We start from the raw sequence: 24,618 nt of genomic DNA on the forward strand, positions 1-24,618 counted from the left end.
GTATACGTGGCGGCTTTCAAAAATTTATCTGCCGAAAAGGCAACTCAACACAAGGCTATTAACCTTCAAGGCCTTTCTTAGCAAGGTATTCATCGTAAGTGCCGTGGAAGTCTTCCACGCCATCTTTGGTGATTTCGATGATACGCGTTGCAATCGATGATACAAACTGGCGGTCGTGGGAAACGAACATCAGGGTACCCTTGTAGTTTTCCAGCGCCAGGTTCAACGACTCGATAGATTCCATATCCATATGGTTGGTTGGCTCATCCATCAATAGGATGTTTGGTTTTTGCATGATCAGCTTACCAAACAGCATGCGACCCTGCTCACCACCAGACAAGACCTTCACAGACTTCTTGATATCATTCTGTGAGAACAGCATACGCCCGAGGATGCCGCGAACCACCTGCTCGTCGTCACCTTCGTTCTTCCACTGCCCCATCCAGTCAATAAGGTTCATGTCGCTCTCAAAGTCAGCACTGTGATCCTGGGCGTAGAAACCAATATTGTTGTTTTCCGACCACTTGATCATGCCATCCATCGGCTCCATTACACCGGCAAGGGTGTTCAGGAAGGTAGATTTACCGATACCGTTCTCACCGATGATCGCGATACGTTCGCCCACTTCCACCAGCAACTTCACGCCGTTGATCAGGATGTTATCACCGTAGCCCTGCTTCAGGCCTTCGACTTCAAGCGCGTTACGGAACAGCTCTTTCTCCTGCTCGAAACGGATGAATGGGTTCTGGCGGCTCGATGCTTTCACTTCTTCAAGCTGGATCTTGTCGATTTGCTTCTGACGTGATGTAGCCTGTTTAGCCTTCGATGCGTTGGCAGAGAAACGGCTAACGAAAGTATTCAGCTCGGCAATCTGTGCTTTTTTCTTGGCATTGTCGGCCAATAGGCGCTCACGAGCTTGAGTCGCGGCTACCATGTACTCGTCGTAGTTACCGTGGAACATACGTAGCTCACCGTAGTCAAGGTCAGCCATGTGCGTACATACGCTGTTCAGGAAGTGACGGTCGTGCGAGATGATGATCATGGTGCAGTTGCGCTCAAGAAGAATACGCTCCAGCCATGCAATGGTGTGAATGTCAAGGTTGTTGGTTGGTTCGTCAAGCAACATGATGTCTGGGTCAGCAAATAGTACCTGAGCAAGCAACACTCGTACTTTCAGGCCAGGAGCAACCGCGCTCATCAAGCCAAAGTGCAGCTCTTCTGGAATACCAAGACCAAGAAGCAACTCACCAGCACGAGCCTCTGCAGAATAGCCGTCCATTTCAGCAAATTCTACTTCAAGATCAGCAACGCGCATGCCGTCTTCTTCAGACATTTCAGGCATTGCATAAATACGGTCACGCTCTTCTTTGACTTTCCACAGGTCCTTGTGACCCATGATCACAGTGTCAACAACACTGTACTCTTCGAAAGCAAACTGATCCTGACCCAGTTTAGCCATGCGCTCGTTAGGATCTTTAGAGACAGTACCTGCAGAAGGCTCAAGCTCTCCGCCCAAAATTTTCATGAACGTTGACTTACCACAACCGTTCGCACCAATCAGGCCGTAACGGTTACCTTCACCAAACTTAACGGAGATATTCTCAAACAGAGGCTTGTCGCCAAACTGCATTGTGATATTAGCTGTTGAAATCAATGTACTGTTCCAATAATGATGTCTATCAAGCAATAAAAAAGTCGCCATTAAAGACGACTTTCTCACCATGTTGCTGCAGTATAACAGCTTTTGTGAACTTCATCACGGGTTGATTTTCAAACCGAGGTTCGATGGGTTACCCCGTCACTTAAGAATCAATGATATGTCTCACAAAGCCATCAAAGCATAACAATTAATTGAGTATTCCCTTTCTTAATTTGGGTTATAATTGTCACAATAAACAATTGTGATGAAATCGTTCATTACGTAAAAATCAATAACAATGCAAAAATAAATCACACACAAAAAAGATTATCTGTCATTGTTTTGTGTTTATTTTATTTGCATTCGTTCAAAGATATTCACTGACATTTCAATATTCATTTTGAGACATCTTTTGTTACAGACCTCAATATGACCTAGGTCGCAACAAACATAGAGTGTCCATTATTTCAATACCCATTTTCAGTAAAATTCGTGTCAGGCATTCGATATTATTGAGTAGTAACCACTACTTTCGTTTGTCTATTTCCAATAGATTATCACCGTTCACATCTTAATTTTTCAGTTAAACCAGATGACCGGTGCCGATTAGGAAATTACGGGTCTACAAGTTGCAGGAGCAACATTTGATACAGGGATGTTAAATAGATTCAAGGTTGTTGATGATTTTAATTTTTAAGCTTTATACACACAAAAATATAATTAACCATCAACATACTGTACCTATTAATACTATGTGAGATTACAAAATGATCATCCCATTGCTATCGCTCCCTATCATATTTGGTGCGGGTTATTTGATTGTTAAGAAATACAACACTCAAGCCGCGCTATTTGCAGCCGGCCTGCTAATGATCCTAATCGGCGTTGCTGCCGGCAATACCGATTTTCTGCCTTCTGGTACTAATTCATCTGGTGCCATTGTTTTCGATTTCTTCCTGGTTATTAAGGCACTTTCTTCATCCACGGTTGCCAACCTTGGTTTGATCATCATGAGTGTGGCAGGCTTCTCTAGCTACATGAACCACATCGGTGCCGCCAATGCCATGGTACAAGTTTCGACTAAACCGCTTTCCCTGATCAAGAGCCCATATGTCGTTCTTGCCCTAACCTACGTGCTTGGCCAAATCATTAACATCTTCATCCCATCCGCGGTTGGCCTGGCAATGCTACTACTTGTTGCTATGTACCCTGTACTGGTTCGCATTGGCTGTACGCCAGCTTCTACAGCGGCTGTACTGGCGACAACGGCTTGTTTGGATCTTGGTCCTGCCTCAGGTAACTCGCTTAAAGCTGCAGAAGTTATCGGTATCGATGCCGCAACGTATTTTGTTAACCACCAGATCATTGTAGCTCCTGTGATCATGGCTGTTATTGCCGTGCTTCATTTCTTCTGTCAGCGCTGGTTCGACAAGAAAGATGCGGAAAACGGTGTGATCCATGAACTGAAAGAAGTCGAGCAAGACACCGTCGACGCGCCGAAATGGTTTGCGATTCTTCCTATCCTACCGCTATTGATGCTACTCACATTCAGTAACTTCGCTATCTCGTGGATTAAAGTCGATGTCGTTACCGCAATGTTCACCAGCTTGTTCATCGCGATGGTATGTGACTTCATCGTTAACCGTGACGGTAAACAAGTTGCCGCATCGCTGAAAGTCTTCCTCGATGGGATGGGCAAAGCATTCGCCAGCGTCGTATCGCTAATCATCGCAGCCCAAACCTTCGTAGTTGGTTTGAGCACCATTGGTTTCATCAGCATGCTGCTAGGCGCGACATCCACTGCCGGTCTGGGCTACCTACCGATGATTATCGTTATGGTGAGCATCATTGGCGCAACAGCCCTGCTGTCAGGCTCGGGCAACGCTCCATTCTTCAGCTTCTCTGATCTGGCGCCGCAAATTGCCTCTACACTTGGCGTTTCCACGGCCGCATTTGCTCTGCCAATGCAGCTGTCCTCAGGCATCTTCCGTTCGTTCTCACCGGTTGCCGGTGTAGTCATCGCTTGTGCCGGTGTGGCAGGTATCTCGCCGATTGAGCTGGTAAAACGCACCGCCATTCCAATGATGGGCGGCTTGGTTGCCCTCGTTGCAATGAGTGCTATGCTGGGCTAAGCCTCCGCTCCATAGCATCTAACTACTAATAAACGGGCCTTTAGGCCCGTTTTTTTCACCTGTGCTCACTTTCTGTGCCTCCCCCTCCCGCTCACACCAAGTTAAGACAGACTGAACTCCCATTAATTTTTATTTAGTTTAACTTAACCAATGGTGGCGTTATGCTGTGTTCATCGCTCAGGAGGTGGCTATGCATGAATTAGACGAATATTGCGAGAAAATTGAATTCACACTCAGTCAAGCCGATGCAAAAGCGTTGGGACTAAATCAGCGTTCTGACCATTCAAAGCCCCCTATCGCAACCATCTTGATATTTGCCTTATTAGTCATTTTCTTTTGTTGAGGTACAAATGGAAGAACAAATCATTAAACGCCTAACGGTGCTGTGGTCATCTTACTTTGTAGGTTTACTGATAATTTATATGGGTATTTTAATCTATATTGCATGAACTTAGCTATTAACCAAAACATCAATAAATTATTTTACTTCTACTGCGTCTTAGGCGTTATTGCTTTCGTACTCTGGGTTTAAGTATTTCTAAACAGGATATGGAGTTCATCATGACTATCGATCTCACCGACTACGAAAAAAAGAACGTAGCGCCTCAATTCAAGCCATGAAAGAACAGCTCCAAAACATGGAGGTGGCTGTCGATAAGTACCTGGTTTGCTGCGGTGTGATTGAAAACGAAATTCGCCACAGCATCAAAGAGCACAATATTGATCTTTTGATCATGGGGCATCACAAAACCAATGCACTAACTCAAATCTTTTCTGAAGCTGCCGCACTTGTCCGCAATATGCCATGTGATCTGCTACTGGTGAAAATTTAGTGTGCCATACCAGTTCTCTTGTGGGTCGCGAACAGGTCGTCACTAAATTGCTAAATATAAAAAAAACGGGCTCGAGAGCCCGTTTTTCTTTTATCCGGTCGGGATTATTCCCAATCCAAGATAACCTTGCCTGACATTCCAGAGCGCATAATATCGAAGCCTTGCTGGAAATCATCAATCTTGTAGTGGTGAGTGATGATAGGCGTTAGGTCCAGACCAGACTGGATCAAGCTCGCCATCTTGTACCAGGTTTCAAACATTTCACGACCGTAGATACCCTTGATGATCAGCCCTTTGAAGATCACCTGGTTCCAGTCGATACCCATGTCTGATGGTGGAATACCCAGCAGGGCAATCTTACCACCGTGGTTCATGCAGGTTAGCATGCTGTTGAATGCTGATGGGACCCCAGACATTTCTAGGCCAACATCGAAACCTTCCGTCATGCCAAGCTCAGCCATAACGTCTTCCAGTTTCTCTTCAGCCACGTTCACGGCACGGGTAACACCCATTTTACGAGCAAGATCTAGACGGTATTCGTTAACGTCAGTGATCACAACGTGGCGTGCACCTACGTGCTTAGCAACAGCTGCCGCCATGATACCGATTGGGCCAGCGCCAGTGATCAGGACATCTTCACCGACAAGGTCGAAAGACAACGCAGTGTGAACAGCGTTACCGAACGGGTCAAAGATAGAGGCTAGGTCATCAGAGATACCTTCAGGGATCTTGAATGCATTGAATGCAGGGATCACTAGGTATTCAGCAAAGGCACCTTCACGGTTTACACCAACACCTGTGGTATTACGGCAAAGGTGAGTACGACCGCCACGGCAGTTACGGCAGTGACCACAAGTAATATGGCCTTCACCCGATACGCGGTCACCAATCTCAAAGCCACGGACTTCCTGGCCGATGCCTACAACTTCACCCACATACTCGTGACCGACAACCATAGGTACAGGGATTGTCTTTTGTGACCACTCATCCCAGTTGTAGATGTGTACGTCTGTACCACAGATAGCCGTTTTCTTGATGCGGATAAGCAGATCGTTATGGCCAAGCTCAGGCTTGTCCACTTCGGTCATCCAAATACCTTCTTCAGGCTTTAGTTTAGAAAGTGCTTTGATTTTCATTATTTGTTCCTACTGCAGGGTAGAATTGCAAGGGCTGATACATTGCCAGCCCTTAGCCCTTGAACTATTGGGAAGATGAGCTTAAATAATGCCCATGTCCTTGCCCACTTCGATGAAGGCGTCGATCGCTTTGTCTAGCTGCTCCGGTGTGTGAGCCGCTGACATTTGGGTACGGATACGTGCTTGGCCTTTTGGTACTACAGGGAAAGAGAAGCCAATAACGTAGATACCTTTTTCTAGGGCTCGCTCAGCAAACTCAGCCGCTACTTTCGCATCACCCAGCATGATTGGGATAATCGCGTGGTCAGCACCGCCCATTGTGAAGCCTGCAGCTTCCATACGGGTACGGAAATGCTCGGCGTTTGACCATAGGCGGTCACGCAGGTCGCCACTTTCTTTTAGCAAGTCAATAACACGGATAGACGCGTTAACAATAGCCGGAGCAACAGAGTTAGAGAACAGGTATGGACGCGAGCGCTGACGTAGCCAGTCAATCACTTCTTTCTTACCAGAGGTGTAACCGCCTGATGCGCCACCCATTGCTTTACCTAGGGTACCGGTGATGATGTCGATGCGATCTACCACATCGTGGAACTCGTGCGTGCCAGCACCGGTTTTACCCATAAAGCCAACAGCGTGAGAGTCATCAACCATCACCAGTGCATTGTACTTATCAGCAAGGTCGCAGATTGCTGGCAGGTTAGCAACCACACCGTCCATTGAGAATACACCGTCAGTCACGATAAGCTTGTGACGAGCGCCGGCTTCATCTGCGGCAATTAGCTGCTGCTCAAGTTCTTCCATGTTGTTGTTCGAGTAACGGAAGCGCATTGCTTTACATAGGCGAACACCGTCAATGATAGAAGCGTGATTCAATGCATCAGAGATGATTGCATCTTCTTTGTCTAGAATAGTTTCGAAAAGACCCGCGTTTGCATCAAAGCATGAAGTGTAAAGAATCGTGTCTTCTTTACCCAAGAATTCAGATAGTTTCTGCTCTAGTTCTTTGTGGATGTCTTGCGTACCACAGATAAAGCGAACAGATGCCATACCGAAGCCGTGTTTTTCCATACCTTCTTGACCTGCTTTGATCAATTCAGGGTGGTTGGCAAGGCCTAGGTAGTTGTTGGCACAGAAGTTAAGAACTTCTTCGCCCGAACTAATTTTAACAGCAGCTTGTTGCTGAGAAGTAATAATACGCTCAGATTTGTACAGACCTTCAGCTTTTACTTCTTCTATTTGCTGTTTGATTTGATCATAGAATGCGGCAGACATGATGTTCCTCACAATAATATCGTTTACCAGTCACCACCGATTGACAACTGGCACAAATATGCGTGCAAAACGCTTATTTGAGCAATATTTCCATTATAGATTAGGTGATTTACCTGCAATTATTGCAATTTCACAGGATCTTTGAACTCTAGCCATTCTAATCAAAGAGTAATCAGACTATTATCCCCTCTCGTGGAAAAGGTCTCGTGAATTATGGACACAAATAAACTAATTGCTTTAATGCCTGAACTGGCAGTCTTTAAAATTGTGGTTGATGAAGGCAGTTTTACCGCTGCAGCCAGAAAGCTCGGCGTTACGCCTTCAGCGTTGAGTAAACAACTTTCCCGATTGGAACAGACCCTCTCGACCAAGCTGCTTGAACGGACCACCCGTAAGCTGGTTATCACCCAGTCAGGTAAAGGCATTTACGATCAATGCTGCGCACTGTTAGAAGCAACCAAGCAAGTGGTCGAGTTCACGAGCTCTGAGCACGAAACCCCTTCCGGCTCAGTGACAGTGGCTGCTCCGAAAGCATTCTTAAGCATCGTTTTGCAACCGATGGTCCTGCCCTTCTTGACCCAATATCCTGATATTGAGCTCAAGCTTAAAGCTCGAGACGGTGATATAGACCTGATCTCCGAAGGTATAGATATTGTTTTCCGCCTAACGGAAAAGCCAACCGAGGGCTTGGTGTTAAAACAACTCGGCAAGGTTAGCCTTAGCTTGTGTGCCAGCCCGGATTATCTTGCGCTGCGAGGGACCCCCACCCACCCGACCGAATTGGTGAACCACGACTGCCTTTACCTAGGCGAGACAACCACCGATCATATCTGGGATTTCGTCAAAGACGGCGAGATGCATACCGTTGCGGTATCTGGCCGCTATGCGGTGAACCATTCGCAGATGCGCTTGCGCGGTGTCATGGATGGCTTGGGGATCGGTATTTTCCCAGACTTTGTCATTAAGAAAGCCCTTGCTGAAGGCGAAGTGAAACCGGTGCTGGAAGATTGGACCATCAAAGGCAACTACCAAGGGGACATCGCGCTGCAGTTTGCCCAAACCAAGTTCATGCCAGCCCGACTGCGCGTCTTTATCGACTATGTTGCCGAGCACATGGCAAAGTACACCGTCTCCTAGCCTTTTCCCGCTTGCCTCTAAAAACAGTACGCTCCCTGGCAGACATCACTCAAGGGAGCGCCTATCTCGCTCTCCGCAAATGCCCCTCAACGCTTGGTATATACTAAAAGCACAACAATGAGACAATATTCGCACCTTTGATCCAATCCGACATGAATGTCGTTAGTTATTGGCAGCAGCGCTGAAATTTACAGAGCGCCATCACCGGCTTTCCCCTGTACCATTTGGAAGGAAGACGACAATGAGCAAGCTGTTAACGAACCGATTTGCAAAAATGCTAGTTGCGATGATTCTAATTAGCTTTAGTGTATCCGCCCTCTCCTACCCAATGGATTCAATGCACTGGAACCACCGCAGCATCCTCTATTTCGCCCCTGAAAAAGATCAGCATGTTAAGACTTTCATCAAGGAGTCCCTCATGCATGACTGCATGTTGCAAGAGCGGGATATTGTCGTAGTGGTCATGACCAAAGACGGCTTCAACAAACCTGCCGATATTTTTAGCCCTGAGGATATAGTCCGACTGGAAAAGCTCTACAATATTTCCCGCAATTCACACACCGCAATATTGATCGGTAAAGACGGGCTTGAGAAACACCGCTGGAGTGAGCCAACCAACTGGCAGCATATCACTCAGCTAGTCGACAGCATGCCAATGCGCAAAAAAGAGATTGCCTACTCGCCAAACAGCCGGTGTTCGATATAACAAATATCTGCACAGTTAATCTCCGCGGCCGCTGGCCGCTCCAGTTCTCTCTACGCCCCCGCCTACGCCCGATTTTTTTGAATCAGGAGGATTCATTTTTGTTCCAAAACCATTATGGTAGGGGGAACATCGACTTCTGAGGGCGGGATAACAATGATGACTAAGCCTTTTTTTTACCACGGACAGGACAAACAGTGGGTATCGGTTTCGGACCATTCCTTGGACCTGACGCTTGTTAGTGAAGCAGACACACTCATTTCCACTATCTTCATTCGCTGCGAGCCTGACAATGAAGAAATGCTCATTGATATGGAAAAGGGGAAAACTGACGGCAGACTCCAGTACTGGCACGGCCAAATTCCGTTAAATCAAGACAAGCCGTTAACTCATTACTGCTTCAAAGTGATGCAGAACAGCCGCCAGTGGTGGCTGGACAGTAAAGGGATAGGCCCTCGGATGCCTGGCAGGGAGTCACATTTCAAATACAACGCCCAGCACCAGCCACCACAGTGGATCAAGAGCCAGGTGTTCTACCAAATTTTCCCTGACCGATTTAACAATGGTGACCCATCCATCAGCGTGGTCGATAATGAATACTGCCTCAAGGGCGATGAACGGCCAACAATTGCCAAAAAGTGGGGCGAGCCGGTCTCAGACTCACACGACAGCAATGGGCCGAATGAATTTTTCGGCGGCGATCTAAAGGGCATCGAAGATAAGCTCGACTACCTGCAGGCGCTGGGGATCACCGCACTGTATCTCAACCCTATCTTCGAGGCGCCAAGTAACCACAAGTACGATACGACTGACTATACCCGTATCGACCCCCACCTCGGGACCAATGAGCAGTTTGGCCATATGGTCAATAATCTTCATGGTCGCGACATGAAGATTGTGCTGGATGCCGTGTATAACCACACCTCGGTCAACCACCCATGGTTTAACCGTTACCAAAAGCCGCAGGAAACCGCAGGCGCATTCGGCAACCCTGACTCACCTTACCGCGATTATTATCAATTCGACGGTGATAGCAGCAGCTACGTTGGCTGGAAAGGGATTGAGACCCTGCCAAAGCTCAACTTCTCTAACCCAGAGGTCCAGAACTATATCTATGCTGGAGAAGATGCCGTTATCAAACAGTGGCTTCGCCCACCATACAAAATCGACGGCTGGCGGTTTGATGTTATCCATATGCTAGGTGAAGGCGTCGGTGCCACCAACAACGCCCATTATGTGAAAGCATTCCGTCAGGCCGCCAAGTCGGTCAACCCTGACTGCTATGTCTTGGGTGAGCACTTCTTCGAGGCCACCAGCTGGCTAGAAGGCGATCAGGAAGACGGGGCCATGAACTATTACGGCTTTGCCCACCCAGTGCGCGCCTTCTTTGCCAATAAAGATATTGCCTACCATAACTGTCAGATAGATGCGGCCGAGTTTGCCGCTTGGCTGGAAGAGGTGCGCGGTAAAGTACCATGGCATAACCAACTGGCCCAGCTGAACCAACTTGACAGCCACGATACCATGCGTTTCCTGACAACTTTGGATGGTGATCAAGAAACCATGAAGTTGGCCCTGCTGATGCTGTTCACCTATGTCGGTACCCCATGTATTTATTACGGTACTGAAGTAGCGTTAGAAGGAGGCCATGATCCAGATAACCGCCGCTGTTTTCCGTGGGAGCGCACTGAACACCCTAACCCAACCTATGATTTCGTCAGCAAGCTGATCGACGTACGTAAACACTACCTTGCCCTTCAGGAAGGCAGCCTGCATTGGCTCCATGCTGAGCAGCAGCAGTTGGCCTACGCGCGCACTCTCGAAGGTGAAACCGTGATCACATTGATCAACAACAGCCACTCTTCCAAGGCACTGACCTTGCCGATTTGGCAATTAGGCGCAACTCCTAATGCCGTATTGAAAGAATTGCTGACTGGGGATGAGTGGGAGTGCAAGGACGGCATTCTTAGCATTACACTGGCCGGAAAAGAGGGGCTGCTATTGACCCTATAGCAATCCAGCTTCCGTCCCTGCGATAAGCCTCGATTGGAGGCTTATCGCCTAGCTGACTGAATTGGTATTGAGTATGGTTAACAGAGTACTGAAGAGGTTAATTTTAATTATGGGTTTGGCTAAATACGCATCCATACCCACATCGAAACACTGCTGTTTTTCACTTTCCATAACATTCGCTGTCAGGGCGATAATTGGGATCTGGCTACCATTGGGCAGGCGCCGAATCTTCTGCGTCGCTTCCAACCCTCCCATCTCTGGCATTTGGCAATCCATCAATACAACATCTGGTTGAGTGCTTTTCATATAATCAACAGCTTGAAGACCATTATCGACAATATCGATGTTGGTTAATCCCATCGACTTTAAAAAGGCAATTACCAATTGCTGGTTAATATGGCTATCTTCAGCGATTAGAATACGGGTATTGGCAAATTGGGATAAGTCGCAATTCAAGCACTCGTTAAGCTGTAACGTATTATTTTCTGGAACTGCCTGCGCTTTTTTCACCGTCAGACGAAACGAAAACTCAGTCCCTTTGCCTTCTTGGCTGATCACCCCCAACTGGGTCCCCATCAATTCACATAACTGTTTTGAAATCGTCAGCCCAAGGCCTGTCCCCCCGTAGCGCCTTGAAATCGAACCATCGGCTTGCGTATAGGATTCAAATATACTGTCAATTTTATCTGCCGATATACCGATACCACTATCGGAAACCCGAATGCATAACTCAGCTTCGAGCTCTTTTTCCTGCAATAGGTCTACCGATACATTAACAAAGCCTTTGGCCGTGAATTTAACCGCATTCCCCAATAAATTAGTCAGAACCTGGCGCAGATGCTGCTCATCACCATGGAAATAGCAACGCTTTTCAGGTGGCAGGCTAATATTCACCTCAAGATTTTTAGCCCTCGCTTCTGAGTGAACCGTTTTCACGCATGAATTAATTAGTCGCCACATATTGAAATCATTTTCTGTGACTTTCACTTTTCCGCTTTCAAGTTTTGAGTAGTTCAAAATCTCATTGATAAGAACCAACAAAGACAAAGCGGATTCTTTGATGTATTCAACCTGCTGGGTCGATTCATGATCTAGGTTCTTTTGCTGCAGACACTGTATGAAACCTATGATGCCGTTCATTGGCGTTCTGATTTCATGGCTCATATTGGCCATAAATTCTGTCTTCACTTTCACAGCCCGATCTAGTTGCTCGGTTTTTGTTTTCAACGTTTGGTTAAGCTCTATGAGTTTCTTGTTTCTAAAAAACAACTTGGCATCTGAAGCTTGAATTTTTCGCGCCAAGCACCCAACTTCGGTATCTGACTCCATAAATTCATCCAAGCTGACCTGGCCTTTGCCCACCAACGAAAGCTGTTCAGTAATGGCATAAATAGGTTTTGTTACTCGGGTATAGACGTAATACAACATGAAGCACAACATCAAAATAAATGGCAGCGCAAGTTGTATTAGGGCAAACAACAAATCTTTTACGGTATATTCGCTTCTATAGTAAACCTCATATTGCGCAATTACTTTGCCATCAAATAGAATCTCATTGACGATGTTAAAGTGAAAGCCTGAACTGAGGTTACCCACAGGCTTGAAGCCAATATACGAGAAACTATTTTTTGCCCGGCTCTGATAGGCATGGAGCAATTTTCCCTCCAGATCAAAGATATTGACGGCAGAGATTTCTTCATAATTTGCAAAGAATCGGTTCAATTCTACTGAGCCTTCTAAATCCGTACTCAAAAAAACATCAATTACCAAAGGCGAAGAGATATTCATGAGCATTTCCACATCTTTTGTCACACGGTTGACATTCTGTTTATAGGTAAACAGCAGCGAAAAAAAGATAGAAGCCAGCATTATCAAGCCGATCACCGTAAAAAGTCGCCGGGCCAATACACCTTTCGTGAACATTGCCACCTGTGATGTCATTCGCTCGCCTAACATCCTATTGGCCCTTTTCCTGCTCTACCGGCAATTTTTTCATCGACCAGTCGATCCAGGAGCCGTCATATAAAGCAACATCGAAACCTGCTCTTTTCAGTACATAAAAGCTCAATGTTGAGTTTTTTCCTAAGTTGCAATAGGTAATATATTTTTTATTTCGCTCTAACTGACTGATGACAGGTGTAAGCTCCCTATTACTTTTTAATACTGGCTGTCCCGACTTTTCACTGATCAACGCAGATACCGGAAAATGCAAAGAGGATGGTATTCTGCCATAAGTGCTACTCATCGATTTATTACCCCGATATTCATCCAATGACCTAGCATCCAAGATCGTGTAGTTTTTTGAGTAAGTCGCCAATTTGACCAAGGTGGTACTGGCATAAACCGATGCATCAAAATTAGGTGCAAAGTGGCTGGACGCGACCTTAGATTCCTGACGTTCACTTGGCTGGGCCTTAATCCATGAGTTATAGCCGGACTCAAAAACAGTCACGTCATCATGCCCATACAGGGTTAGAATCCAATACAGGCGAGCCGCACTTATGAGGTCGCCATCATCGTATAAAATAACGCGCTTTTCTCTCTCGAGGCCTTTCTCTCTTAACAGGGACGTAATTTGCGTCCGCCCTTTGATATACAGCGCTTTGCCTTTGTTGTAGTAAGCTTGTTCGAATGGAAAACTGATGGCACCGGGTATATGACCGGCGTCATAGTCGGCCTTACTGCGGCTGTCGTAAATGATCAGGTCATTACGGCCTAACTGACTGGCGAGTTGCTCAACCGTCATCGCAGAGACGGTTAAAGGCAATATGAGTAATGTGACTATCAACGAGAGGAAAGGCATTTTCATGATTACTCCAAGTTTATCTGGCAAACACTCTATCAATTGCTTTACAAGCAAAAAAAGCACCAAGTCACCAGCCTTATAACTTATTGTTTTATAGACCGTATTTATCTCACCGCTAGCAACAGAGCGAAACTATCCATTTTGAGAGTCAAATTGCTAATAGCATTTGTTAACGTTCAAAAATAAGTAACGGCATTTTTTATGGGCTACAAAACCGTGGCAGCAAAAAACTTGCGTTACATCACTGTTTCAGCATGCTTCAGATCACATTTACAACTCGTTAATTTTACTAGGACAAAAACCACACAAACGTTAAACTCTCCGCCATAAAATCCATAACAAAACATTACAAACCGCTCTGCGGTCTCTTCCCTAACGTGAAAGGTCCTAACTAACGATGAGTCCAGAAAAATACCTTCTAGACTGGCAAACAAGCCAAACCAATGCTGAATCTATTTCCCCGCTGCTGGGTCAGCTGTACCGACAAAAAGGCGTCGAAGTCCTGATGTTCGGCAAGCAAATCGTAAATACATCAGTTATCGATATCGTTAAATCCCACCGTCTTTCCCGCCGCTACACCGGCTCTGAATTGTCACCATCCCAGACATTGCCACTAATCCAAACATTGGCAACGCTCAATCTCTCGCCTTGCCGAGTCGATATTGGCCAACTGGCACACAGCTACTGGTCTAACAATGAAGATGAAGGCAATATCAGCGATTTCCTGCAGACCGCACTGCAAGAATCACTTAACAGCACCCAGTCTGTAGAAACACGTGATGTTGTGCTGTACGGCTTTGGTCGTATCGGTCGTCTGCTAGCCCGACTGCTCGTAGAAAAAAGTGGTCAAGGTTACCCGCTACGTCTCAAAGCCATTGTGGTTCGTGGCGGCAAAGATGGCGACTTGGAAAAACGAGCTAGCCTGCTTCGCCGTGACTCGGTACACGGCCCGTTCAACGGCAGCATTACCGTCGACGAAAACCGCAAAGCGATCATCGTCAACGGTAACTACATCCAAGTGATTTATGCCAATAGCCCAGCCGACGTCGATTACACTGCCTATGGTATTCATAACGCACTAGTTGTTGATAACACGGGGATGTGGCGCGATCGTAAAGGGCTGAGCAAACACTTGAACTGCAACGGGTCCGAAAAGGTCTTGCTTACCGCACCGGGCAAAGGTGACTTAAAGAATGTGGTATTCGGGGTCAATGAGTCGGCAATTCAAGAAGATGATACCATCATCTCCGCAGCAAGCTGCACCACCAACGCCATTACCCCTATTCTCAAAGCAATCAACGACAAATACGGCATTGATTCAGGTCATATCGAAACGGTCCACTCATTTACCAATGATCAGAACCTGATTGATAACTTCCACAACGGAGAGCGCCGTGGCCGTTCTGCCTCGCTGAACATGGTACTGACCTCTACCGGTGCGGCCAAAGCTGTTGCCAAGGCGCTACCTGAGCTTTCAGGCAAGCTAACCGGCAATGCGATACGTGTCCCTACCCCTAACGTCTCAATGGCCGTTGCCAACCTGAACCTAAACAGCGTTGCAGCCAAAGACGAACTGAATGCCTACCTACGTGATATGGCATTGAACTCGCCGCTTTCAGGCCAAATTGACTACACCGAATCAACCGAAATCGTCTCCAGCGATATTGTGGGCTCCCGCCATGCCGGTGTTGTCGATGGTGCAGCCACTATCGCCCAAGACAAACGATGCGTGCTTTATATCTGGTACGACAACGAGTTCGGCTACAGCTGCCAGGTTGTCCACTGTATGGAACAAATGATGGGCGTACGCTACAAGACTTACCCTGAAGTGAAATAGATTTAGCCAAATCCCCCCCAGCTATTGATGCTAGGTAAGCAATAGTTGGGGTTTATTTCCCTTCCACCACAACAACAATAATATCTCTAGCACTTTTGCCGCCATGTTTCATGGCGGCATTCTTTTTTACTAAGCAGATTCATCACCGCAACATCAGTATTCACTGCACAAGGTAACTGTTGTCTATAAGTGGATTATATTTACTGTGAAGCAAACATTAATAATTCGTTTGCTCATTCGGTTTCCTGCGAGGTTTTAAATTTAAGCTGTATTAGATTTAACGCAAAGGGGCCAGGCTGCTTATCGGCAATCAACACCCCGACTTGTTTTACATCCCGAGCAGCCAGTACAGGAGCCCCATCGATTAGCCGTCCTCTAAACACTGCTTGAAAATCACTCAGCTCAAACACGTGCTTTTGGCGTTGCCCTTCTATGGACGAAAAATCGTGCTTATAGGTTATTCGATTGCCATTTTTCCATGTCGCAAGCCTCAATTGGTAAAGGCGTCCATCACCAATAAACACCAGTTCGACTTGATCCACATCGGCAGACAGTGATTCTAGAGGTCGGCTGATCGAACTAAAGCCGCCATTGTTGGCCAGTGACAACTCCCCCCAAAACCGACTCGACTGTCCATCAAAAGTAAGCTGACCTTGAGAAATGCCTCCCATCACGTTGTCGTTGGTTACTTGCCACTGCTGATGTTCGCTGGGTCGTGTTAGATCGATCATAATAGTCCCTGATGCAAAGACTGAATTTGAGAGTGTGATGGCAGCAAACAGAATAAACCAGAGTGAGGTTGTCCATTTAAAAGTGGGATTAAAGTGAATGAACAAACAAATCATGCTGGTACCCTATCACTCTACGCATTGACTATCGCATTCAGACTAGGTAATTATTTCGCCGAGGGCAAATACTAAGCTTGCTGTGAATAAATTAATGATCGTTTTCGAACTTACTTGCGTTTTAGGGAGACCTTTGTTTGTGAGAGTCGACCATGAATCAGAACGCGGTCATTAAGATTATTAATCTCAGGCTGAGAACCTACATCTCACCAACCCTGCTCTAGTTTAACCCCGAAGATGATGAAGCTTACAATTTGACGGTGGGCGTCATTTGAAATAACGATATCACGATTGGTGATTATCGATAAAGTCGCAATATCAGCTAAATCTGTCATTCTAGAGATAGAAAAAAGCTCGCCTTATCAGCGAGCTTTTTTACCAATGAAGCAATACCTTATGATTGCTTACCCAGATGCAACCAGGTCTCGACCACGGTATCCGGATTCAGAGACACCGAGTCGATCCCCTGCTCCATGAGCCATTGGGCTAAGTCGTCATGATCCGATGGCCCCTGGCCACAGATCCCTACGTATTTTCCGGCATTATTTGCGGCTTTTATCGCCATCGCCAACATAACCTTGACCGCATCATTGCGCTCGTCGAACATGTGGGCAATTTCACCAGAATCCCTGTCTAACCCCAGCGTCAGCTGAGTCATATCGTTGGACCCGATAGAGAACCCATCAAAGTATTTGAGGAAATCATCAGCCAGAATTGCATTGGAGGGCAACTCGCACATCATGATCACTTTCAGGCCATTCTCACCGCGACGAAGATCAAACTTCGCCAGCAAGTCAATCACCGAAGCCGCTTCGCTAACTGTCCGGACGAACGGGATCATAATTTCGACATTCTTCAGCCCCATGGTTTCACGAACGCGCTTGATTGCCTCACATTCAAGAGCAAAACAATCTTGGAACTGCTCGGAAACATAACGTGAGGCTCCGCGGAAACCGATCATCGGGTTTTCTTCCGTCGGCTCGAAATTCACACCGCCAACTAAATTACGGTATTCGTTCGACTTGAAATCCGACATGCGCACGATGACGCGTTTTGGCCAGAAAGCCGCAGCAAGTGTTGAAATCCCTTCAGTCAGTTTCTGAATGTAGAACTCGACCGGATCAGGGTAACCGATGATGCGCTGATCAATCTCGGCTTTCAGCTCCTCAGACTGCTGCTCGTAATTGAGCAAAGCTTTCGGGTGAATACCGATCATCTTGTTAATGATAAACTCCAGTCTTGCCAAGCCTACACCTTCGTTCGGAATACAGGCAAAGTCGAACGCCCTATCAGGGTTACCGACGTTCATCATCACTTTAAGCGGCAAATCAGGAAGATCATCGACAGCAGAGCGGCGTACTTCAAAGTCCAGCTCTCCTTCGTAGATGTAGCCCGTCTCCCCTTGAGCACAGGATACGGTGACTCGCTGACCGGTTCGCAATAACTCAGTCGCATTGCCACAGCCGACGACCGCCGGTATGCCTAGCTCGCGGGCAATAATGGCTGCGTGGCAAGTACGGCCGCCACGGTTTGTCACGATCGCCGCCGCTTTTTTCATGACCGGCTCCCAGTCTGGGTCGGTCATGTCAGCCACCAGCACATCACCGGCTTGGACCTGATCCATCTGAGACAAATCGGAGACGACACGCACCTCGCCGCTACCAATACGTTGGCCAATCGCTCGCCCTTCAGTCAGGGCATGGCCTGTCCCATTGAGGTGGAAGCGCTCCATCACATTGGCATCATCGCGCGAGCGCACGGTTTCGGGACGGGCCTGGACAATCAGTAGTTCCCCTGTGATCCCGTCTTTGGCCCACTCGATATCCATTGGTCGCCCATAGTGCTGTTCGATGATCAGCGCTTGCTTGGCCAATGATTCAATTTCTTGGTCAGTTAAGGAGAACTGGTTTTGCTCTTGTTGGGTGGTATCGAGGATCTCAACCTGCTTACCCAGTGAAGTATCCTCGGTATAAACCATCTTTAGCAGTTTAGAGCCGATAGTACGACGAACAACGGCAGGGTTACCCGCCTGCAGGGTTGGTTTATGAACGTAGAATTCATCAGGGTTGACGGCCCCCTGTACGACCATCTCTCCAAGGCCCCAGGATGAAGTGATGAATACCACTTGGTCAAAACCTGACTCGGTATCCAAAGTAAACATGACACCTGAAGAGGCTTTGTCTGAGCGCACCATGCGCTGGATACCCGCAGATAGCGCAACACCTTTGTGGTCAAACCCTTGGTGGACACGGTATGAGATTGCACGGTCATTGAACAGCGATGCAAAAACGTGTTTGACCGCTTCGATTACCGCATCGATCCCACGGACATTGAGGAAGGTTTCTTGTTGGCCTGCAAAGGAGGCATCAGGTAGGTCTTCTGCTGTTGCCGATGAGCGGACAGCCACAGAAAGCATCTCGTCACCTTGGGCAAGCTCATGGTAGCTCTCGCGAATATCCTGCTCGAGATCCAGCGGAAGCGGTGCCTCTAGAACCCAATTACGGATAGTCTCGCCAGCTTGCTGCAAGGCATTTACATCTTCAACATCCAGCTCGTCAAGCAGCTGATAGATCCGCTCATTGAGCGAATTGGCTTCCAGGAACTGATTAAAGGCATGAGAGGTGGTGGCATAGCCATTGGGAACTTTCACTCCCGCATTCGCCAAATTCGCCACCATCTCGCCAAGAGATGCATTCTTACCACCGACCTTGTCAACATCGTTCATTGACAAAGCATCGTACCAGACAACATTCTGTTGCACGGCAATTCTCCTTATTGGATTCAACAGTTTAAAGCAGGTAACCCATAAGTAAACGATTGCCTTTCGCTGCAAAAAAAAAGCAAAAAATGTCAATTTCCAGAGCAAAAAGTCAACCATCTCTCCTTATGCGCACTTCAAGACGAAAATTCTTATCGCTAAAGTACAGTTACCTGTAAGGTATTGTTATAAATATAATTGCTAAAATTCTGTCAAATCTTTTCCATTTTCAATCACTTGAAAACGTATATCTATATGCGATATTAAATGATATGCACATATACATAGACATTTTCATATACACCCCTGTGCATCCCGGTAGCTTTGCTATGCCTTAGTAGCACCGAACTGTCTGTAGTCAGTTTTTCATCTCTTATAAAAATTATCTAGCAAGTTATCAAAAAAATTTGAAGCGCATCAGGTTTTTGATCTAGCTCAACTTTGGTATGCCGACACCAGCCCCCCTCATTAAATCCACATTTATCTTTAATTATCAGCACTTTAAATATAGTTTCATATCAAAAAGAACAATTAATATGACGGCATCGTATCTCATAGCGGATATATCAAATATTAAGCAACATCACCAAACCGAACATTATCGCCCACAGTTGTAACCCCCCTGTGAGTGGATGTAAAAAAAACAAAGCCAGGATCGCACCAAAGTGTGATACGGCATCTGGAAACTTGCCTTTCAGGTGATTATATTGAGTGCAGCCACGATGTTGGCTAAAAATATTTTCAAGGATTAAACTTTTTATGCAATCCAAATCCAATTTTCGTGATGTGTTCTTCGTTTCTGACGGTACGGCCATTACTTCTGAAACCCTAGGTCACGCCGTACTCGGCCAATTTGACATCACAACACGTCAAACAACGCTTCCCTTTGTTGAAAGCATCGAACGTGCCAATAGTGTGAAGCTACAGATCAATCAAGCTTACGAGAAAACAGGGACAGTGCCGCTGGTGTTCTACTCCATCGTACTGCCGGAAGTAAAGGCAGTGATCGAGCAAAGCCATGCCCATTTTTACGATGTGCTCAATGCCCTAGTGGCACCATTGAGTGAAGATCTTCAAATGGCACCGCAACCGCAGTTACAACGCTCCCACAGCATTGCCAAGGATGCTGCTAGCTACCAAGATCGTATCGCGGCTATCGAATATACTCTTGCCCACGACGACGGCGTCTCTCTCAACAACCTTGACCAAGCTGATATTATTTTGCTTGGTGTCTCTCGCTGTGGCAAAACGCCAACCTGCCTCTATCTCGCAATGCAATTTGGCATTCGGGCCGTCAACTACCCTTTCATTGCCGAGGACATGAGTAAGTTGCGCCTGCCTAAAGCAATAGAGCCCTACCGTTACAAAACCTATGGCCTGACAATCGATACTGAGCGGTTGGTTGAAATTCGCCATGAGCGCTATGCCAACAGCCATTATGCCAGTGTCGAACAATGTGAGGCAGAACTAGGAAAAGTTGAAGCCATGTTCCGTCGCGAAGCCATTCCTTATCTCAATACCAGTCGCCTATCAGTGGAAGAAATAGCCACTCGCCTGCTGGATATTAGCGGCTTGAAACGTCGGATGTGCTGAGCCAAAGCACTCCATTGTCTCACAGTCTTTTTATCGGCGAGTATTCTGTTTTTTACTACTCGCCTTCGTTCTTAAGGAGGATTATCACTATCTCACCGCAAAATCTCAATATTGAGAGCTAGAAATCACTATATATTCAATCACTTATTAATTTCTTATTTTTCTCCCTGTTATTCATCAAAAAATTATCAATTATTGAAATATGCTTATTCTGAGCTTCAAAAAATAATAACGAGGTTCCATGATGATTAGGGTTGCGCTTACAGCATTATCAACATTTATTTTATTTGCTTGCGGTGGTGGTTCATCGAGTGATTCATCCGAGCCGTCCGGTGTTACTATGGATGAGATCAGTGTCAGAACTCTGGGAATAGATCTTGTTAATATATCAGGCGCGTCGGCTGATTTCTTTGTAAAAGAGTCGAGTGGTGCTAGCTCGTTATTCGATGAAGATAACAAAGTATTTTCAGTGACCAATTTCAGTTCGTATTATCATTCTATTAGCTGGACATCAGCGACACCACTGGAGGTTGATATCGGCACGCAAGATACCAACAGCCAAACCACTCATGCCCTTCAAGAAGATATTCTCATGAATAATAAAGAAAAATTATGGGCAATAGCGTGGAATGATGAAGGCTCGCTGACACTATCGACCAATATTCAAAACCCATCCCCAGTAGAGGACAAATACCGGTTGAGAATATTTGCTGTAGAAGATGTAACAATAACTGTAAATTCAACTGCGTTTTCAGTTACTAATCTATCAAAAGGTAATTTTTCAAACCAAATATTACTTGATAACTGTAATAAAGAACTCATTCTTGGGGCAAATCAAAAAGATGTATGTGATTTAGAAGTCGGTAAATCTTATTTATTAATTGTTAATGGGGAAGATGTGCTGTTAGCAGCAGAAGAAAAATAAAAACTATAAATTATAACTATAACTTTGGGTTAATATTAAAATAAAATTGCGCTTTTATTTATTCGCAAGGAATGTCTACATAATATATTCGTCTGTCGAAACAGAGATAATATAATAACATTCTTTCATGGAAAGATAACTCTGTTGACCTTTGTGAGGTTTTAGGGCAAACAAAAAAATACCGTAGGCAGCGGTGGCATAAGCCCCGGCATAATTGCCGGGGCTTTCTTTATTTAATGAGTCCCGTCTAGACGTTTATTTTGCTTCCGCAACCGCCATTTGCTCTTCGTCAGATTTCTTCAAGAATGCATAGGTCACACCAGTCACAACCGTACCGGCCGCAATCGCCACAAGGTACATCAATACTGGGGTAATCGCATTCGGGATGAACAGTACGAACAGACCACCGTGAGGAGCCATCAATTTGGCACCAAACAGCATTGATAGTGCGCCGGTTAGGGCACCGCCGGCCATACAGCTTGGAATTACACGCATTGGATCGCGGGCTGCAAACGGAATCGCCCCCTCAGAAATGAAGCACAGACCCAGTACAAAGGAAGCTTTACCCGCCTCTGCCTCACTGGCATTGAACTTACGTTTCGCCAAGAATGTGGCCAAGCCCATACCTAGCGCAGGAACCATACCCGCAGCCATCACTGCAGCCATTGGTGCATAAGTCTGGGAGGCCAGCAAGCCAACGCCAAAGGTATATGCCGCTTTGTTAACCGGGCCACCCAAATCGAAACACATCATACAGCCGAGGATAATACCCAGTAAGACCGCATTTGCAGATCCCATATTGTTCAGGAAGTCGGTAAGGCTGGTCATTGCCGCGGATACCGGGCCGCCCACCACATAAATCATGATAAGGCCAGTAACCAAGCTTGATAGCAAAGGAATAATCAAGATTGGTTTCAGCGCTTCCATTGATTGCGGCAATTTAACGTGGTCTGCCACAAGTTTGGCACTGTAACCAGCCAGGAAACCTGCAACGATACCACCAAGGAAACCAGCGCCAGTCGAACTTGCCAGCATACCGCCAATCAAACCCGGAGCCAGGCCCGGACGGTCAGCAATTGAGAAAGCAATGAAGCCAGCCAGCACAGGAACCATCAAAGCAAACGCTGAACCACCACCGATAGTCATCAGCGCCGCGGCCAACGTCCCTTCTTGTTCAAAGGCCGTAATACCGAATACAAATGACAACGCAATCGAAAGACCACCCGCAACAACCAGTGGCAACATGTGGGATACACCTGTCATCAAGTGCTTATAAGCCCCTGTTTTTTCTTGCTTAGCTTCACCTACAGCTGCAGAGCCCGCCTGGTGCTGATAAGGGGTTGCCGTGGCAAACGCTTTCTCAAACTCTTGCGTTGTCTTCTTCAGTGCTGCTCCCGTGCTGGTTTTGTACAGTTTCTTGCCAGCAAAGCGAGAAAGATCCACTTCGATATCCGCAGCAATGATAACCAAGTCAGCGGCAGCAATTTCTTCCTCCGTTAGCTGGTTCTTCGCTCCAACTGAGCCTCTGGTCTCAACTTTGATCTGATGGCCCTGGCGCTTACCTTCTTCCTCCAAGGCCTCGGCCGCCATGAAGGTGTGTGCAACACCGGTTGGACATGCCGTAATCGCAACAATTTTCTTGCTGGCTGAATCGCCTGCCGTATCTGCAACAACAGCCGTAACGTCTGTAAGTACCGTCGCTTGGCTAATTGCTTGAGAAAGAGCGGCTTTCGGATCAGCCAGTACATCTTCAATAGCGATTTGGCATAGCTTCTTACCCTTGAAGCGTGTCGTATCTACTGCGGTGTTCGCTGCAACAACGATACAGTCAGCCTCATCAATGACACTCTGGCTTAACGCTTTCACCGGTACTACTGATGACTGACACTCAACGGCCGCCGTCCATTTGAGCTCTGCTGCTGCCTTTTCAATCAAGCCAGCGGCAATAATGCTATTTGCAATACCACTCGGGCATGCTGTTATAACTGCAATTTTCATTTCAACACCCTCTGATCCGAATCAGCTTTTCACGTTATTTACTTGGACATTTTCTTTTACTTTTAGCACCTGGTTGATATCTTCAACGCCTACGCCTACCTGGCTGACTGCCAATGCAGACAATGCTGTGGCAAAGCCCAATGTCTCTTCTTTATCCCACTGGTTTAGCTGTCCCCAGCACAAACCAGCAACCAATGTATCCCCTGCACCTACGGTGCTTACCACATTCATCTTAGGCGGCTGGGAACGCAGCCAACCTTCGCTGTTGAGCCACATTACGCCTTCGGCTCCCAGCGACACCACCACATTGGCGATCCCCTTGGCTGAAAGCTGCTCGGCCGTTTCCAACATAGCCTGCTCTGAACCAAGTTCACGGCCCGCCCAATCGGCAAGCTCTTCATCGTTGGGTTTAACCAGCCATGGCGATGCCTCCAGGCCAGCCGATAATGCAGCTTTGCTGCTGTCAAAGAACACCTGCTTGCCGTTATCGTGCAGCCACTGGATCCAAGCCGCGCATTGCTCTGGTGCAATACCGCGCGGCAGGCTTCCCGCGATGACAAACACGTCATGGCTTTCAGCCAAGTTTTTCAATGTTGTGTCGAAGGCCTTGAGGTCCTCTTCACCAACCTCTACACCAGGGAAGTTGAAGTCACTGACTCGGCCATTTTGCTCGACCAGCTTAACGTTGATACGGCTGGCACCTTTTACCCGTACAAAGGCATCTTTGGCTCCCAACTCGTCAAACAGCTGGCAAAACGGTTCTTGGTTATCGGCACCAAGCAGGCCGGTGACGGTAACATCAGCCCCGAGCTCGGCCAGTACCTTGGCCACATTCACCCCTTTACCGGCTGGGTGTAATGACCCGGCATTGACAAGGTTCACCGAGCCAGGACTCAGGGCATCGAGGCTACCGGTCAGATCCAGCGCCGGATTCAACGTTACCGTGACAACTTTCAGTGCGCGGCTAATCGCTTGAGATTGCGTCATG

Annotated in this window: 18 protein-coding genes; 9 read left to right on the forward strand and 9 right to left on the reverse strand. The window is 46.8% G+C overall.

Features of this window, described 5'->3' with window-relative positions:
• Positions 1–58: 58 nt before the first annotated feature.
• Positions 59–1,654: an ABC-F family ATPase gene (locus tag C9J03_RS05805; RefSeq protein ID WP_044623482.1), complete on the reverse strand. Its 1,596-nt coding sequence runs from the start codon at positions 1,652–1,654 to the stop codon at positions 59–61.
• 755 nt (positions 1,655–2,409) lie between these two features.
• Here C9J03_RS05805 and dcuC point away from each other — a divergent pair.
• From dcuC to C9J03_RS05815, 3 genes are all read left to right on the forward strand, one after another.
• A complete protein-coding gene (gene dcuC, locus C9J03_RS05810) occupies positions 2,410–3,771 on the forward strand; it encodes a C4-dicarboxylate transporter DcuC (protein WP_044624517.1) in 1,362 nt (453 codons plus the stop codon).
• 190 nt (positions 3,772–3,961) lie between these two features.
• A complete protein-coding gene (locus C9J03_RS26645) occupies positions 3,962–4,114 on the forward strand; it encodes a hypothetical protein (RefSeq protein WP_156149942.1) in 153 nt (50 codons plus the stop codon).
• A 265-nt stretch (positions 4,115–4,379) separates the two neighbouring features.
• Positions 4,380–4,604 (forward strand): universal stress protein, encoded by a 225-nt coding sequence (locus C9J03_RS05815; RefSeq protein WP_276329425.1) that lies wholly within the window; start codon positions 4,380–4,382, stop codon positions 4,602–4,604.
• Positions 4,605–4,708: 104 nt separating this feature from the next.
• Here the strand turns inward: C9J03_RS05815 and tdh are convergent, their stop codons facing one another.
• Positions 4,709–5,740, reverse strand: a complete 1,032-nt coding sequence (gene tdh, locus C9J03_RS05820; protein ID WP_039463038.1) for an L-threonine 3-dehydrogenase — start codon at positions 5,738–5,740, stop codon at positions 4,709–4,711.
• Between the two features lie 81 nt (positions 5,741–5,821).
• Complete coding sequence (locus C9J03_RS05825; protein ID WP_044623483.1) at positions 5,822–7,015, reverse strand: glycine C-acetyltransferase; 1,194 nt, start codon at positions 7,013–7,015, stop codon at positions 5,822–5,824.
• 213 nt (positions 7,016–7,228) lie between these two features.
• Between C9J03_RS05825 and C9J03_RS05830 the strand changes: the two genes are divergently transcribed.
• From C9J03_RS05830 to malZ, 3 genes are all read left to right on the forward strand, one after another.
• Entirely contained in the window at positions 7,229–8,152 is a 924-nt protein-coding gene (locus tag C9J03_RS05830; RefSeq protein ID WP_044623484.1) for a LysR family transcriptional regulator, read from the forward strand.
• A 241-nt stretch (positions 8,153–8,393) separates the two neighbouring features.
• Complete coding sequence (locus C9J03_RS05835) at positions 8,394–8,858, forward strand: DUF4174 domain-containing protein (RefSeq protein ID WP_231580670.1); 465 nt, start codon at positions 8,394–8,396, stop codon at positions 8,856–8,858.
• A gap of 156 nt (positions 8,859–9,014) precedes the next feature.
• A complete protein-coding gene (gene malZ / locus C9J03_RS05840) occupies positions 9,015–10,868 on the forward strand; it encodes a maltodextrin glucosidase (RefSeq protein ID WP_044624520.1) in 1,854 nt (617 codons plus the stop codon).
• A gap of 48 nt (positions 10,869–10,916) precedes the next feature.
• On the opposite strand, the gene C9J03_RS05845 is transcribed toward malZ, so the two are convergent.
• On the reverse strand, positions 10,917–12,824 hold the full coding sequence (locus C9J03_RS05845; protein WP_044623485.1) for an ATP-binding protein: 1,908 nt from the start codon (positions 12,822–12,824) through the stop codon (positions 10,917–10,919).
• Position 12,825: 1 nt separating this feature from the next.
• On the reverse strand, positions 12,826–13,677 hold the full coding sequence (locus C9J03_RS05850) for a sulfurtransferase (RefSeq protein WP_044623486.1): 852 nt from the start codon (positions 13,675–13,677) through the stop codon (positions 12,826–12,828).
• Positions 13,678–14,071: 394 nt separating this feature from the next.
• Here C9J03_RS05850 and C9J03_RS05855 point away from each other — a divergent pair, with 394 nt between their 5' ends.
• Entirely contained in the window at positions 14,072–15,511 is a 1,440-nt protein-coding gene (locus C9J03_RS05855) for a glyceraldehyde-3-phosphate dehydrogenase (RefSeq protein WP_044623487.1), read from the forward strand.
• A 233-nt stretch (positions 15,512–15,744) separates the two neighbouring features.
• Here the strand turns inward: C9J03_RS05855 and C9J03_RS05860 are convergent, their stop codons facing one another.
• The gene (locus tag C9J03_RS05860) at positions 15,745–16,356 is read right to left on the reverse strand and encodes a CIA30 family protein (protein WP_044623488.1); all 612 of its coding nucleotides are present in this window, start codon (positions 16,354–16,356) and stop codon (positions 15,745–15,747) included.
• Between the two features lie 394 nt (positions 16,357–16,750).
• On the reverse strand, positions 16,751–19,117 hold the full coding sequence (gene ppsA / locus C9J03_RS05865; RefSeq protein ID WP_044624521.1) for a phosphoenolpyruvate synthase: 2,367 nt from the start codon (positions 19,115–19,117) through the stop codon (positions 16,751–16,753).
• A 756-nt stretch (positions 19,118–19,873) separates the two neighbouring features.
• Here ppsA and ppsR point away from each other — a divergent pair.
• Together ppsR and C9J03_RS05875 are read left to right on the forward strand one after the other, a co-directional pair.
• The gene (gene ppsR / locus C9J03_RS05870; RefSeq protein ID WP_044623489.1) at positions 19,874–20,707 is read left to right on the forward strand and encodes a posphoenolpyruvate synthetase regulatory kinase/phosphorylase PpsR; all 834 of its coding nucleotides are present in this window, start codon (positions 19,874–19,876) and stop codon (positions 20,705–20,707) included.
• Between the two features lie 241 nt (positions 20,708–20,948).
• Positions 20,949–21,632: a hypothetical protein gene (locus tag C9J03_RS05875; protein WP_146149066.1), complete on the forward strand. Its 684-nt coding sequence runs from the start codon at positions 20,949–20,951 to the stop codon at positions 21,630–21,632.
• A 255-nt stretch (positions 21,633–21,887) separates the two neighbouring features.
• On the opposite strand, the gene fruA is transcribed toward C9J03_RS05875, so the two are convergent.
• On the reverse strand, positions 21,888–23,630 hold the full coding sequence (gene fruA, locus C9J03_RS05880) for a PTS fructose transporter subunit IIBC (protein WP_044623491.1): 1,743 nt from the start codon (positions 23,628–23,630) through the stop codon (positions 21,888–21,890).
• A gap of 21 nt (positions 23,631–23,651) precedes the next feature.
• Entirely contained in the window at positions 23,652–24,617 is a 966-nt protein-coding gene (pfkB, locus tag C9J03_RS05885) for a 1-phosphofructokinase (RefSeq protein ID WP_044623492.1), read from the reverse strand.
• Position 24,618: the final 1 nt, after the last annotated feature.

It is taken from the genome of Photobacterium gaetbulicola (genome assembly GCF_003025515.1).
GTDB classification, from domain to species: Bacteria; Pseudomonadota; Gammaproteobacteria; order Enterobacterales; family Vibrionaceae; genus Photobacterium; species Photobacterium gaetbulicola.

Excerpts from the sequence above, each read along its gene's own strand:
- pfkB (WP_044623492.1), bottom strand. The coding sequence starts at position 24,617 with ATGACGCAATCTCAAGCGATTAGCCGCGCACTGAAAGTTGTCACGGTA.
- ppsR (WP_044623489.1), top strand. The coding sequence starts at position 19,874 with ATGCAATCCAAATCCAATTTTCGTGATGTGTTCTTCGTTTCTGACGGT.
- C9J03_RS05860 (WP_044623488.1), bottom strand. The coding sequence starts at position 16,356 with ATGATTTGTTTGTTCATTCACTTTAATCCCACTTTTAAATGGACAACC.
- C9J03_RS26645 (WP_156149942.1), top strand. The coding sequence starts at position 3,962 with ATGCATGAATTAGACGAATATTGCGAGAAAATTGAATTCACACTCAGT.
- C9J03_RS05850 (WP_044623486.1), bottom strand. The coding sequence starts at position 13,677 with ATGAAAATGCCTTTCCTCTCGTTGATAGTCACATTACTCATATTGCCT.
- malZ (WP_044624520.1), top strand. The coding sequence starts at position 9,015 with ATGACTAAGCCTTTTTTTTACCACGGACAGGACAAACAGTGGGTATCG.
- fruA (WP_044623491.1), bottom strand. The coding sequence starts at position 23,630 with ATGAAAATTGCAGTTATAACAGCATGCCCGAGTGGTATTGCAAATAGC.
- C9J03_RS05830 (WP_044623484.1), top strand. The coding sequence starts at position 7,229 with ATGGACACAAATAAACTAATTGCTTTAATGCCTGAACTGGCAGTCTTT.
- C9J03_RS05855 (WP_044623487.1), top strand. The coding sequence starts at position 14,072 with ATGAGTCCAGAAAAATACCTTCTAGACTGGCAAACAAGCCAAACCAAT.
- C9J03_RS05845 (WP_044623485.1), bottom strand. The coding sequence starts at position 12,824 with ATGTTAGGCGAGCGAATGACATCACAGGTGGCAATGTTCACGAAAGGT.
- tdh (WP_039463038.1), bottom strand. The coding sequence starts at position 5,740 with ATGAAAATCAAAGCACTTTCTAAACTAAAGCCTGAAGAAGGTATTTGG.
- C9J03_RS05825 (WP_044623483.1), bottom strand. The coding sequence starts at position 7,015 with ATGTCTGCCGCATTCTATGATCAAATCAAACAGCAAATAGAAGAAGTA.
- C9J03_RS05875 (WP_146149066.1), top strand. The coding sequence starts at position 20,949 with ATGATGATTAGGGTTGCGCTTACAGCATTATCAACATTTATTTTATTT.
- C9J03_RS05835 (WP_231580670.1), top strand. The coding sequence starts at position 8,394 with ATGAGCAAGCTGTTAACGAACCGATTTGCAAAAATGCTAGTTGCGATG.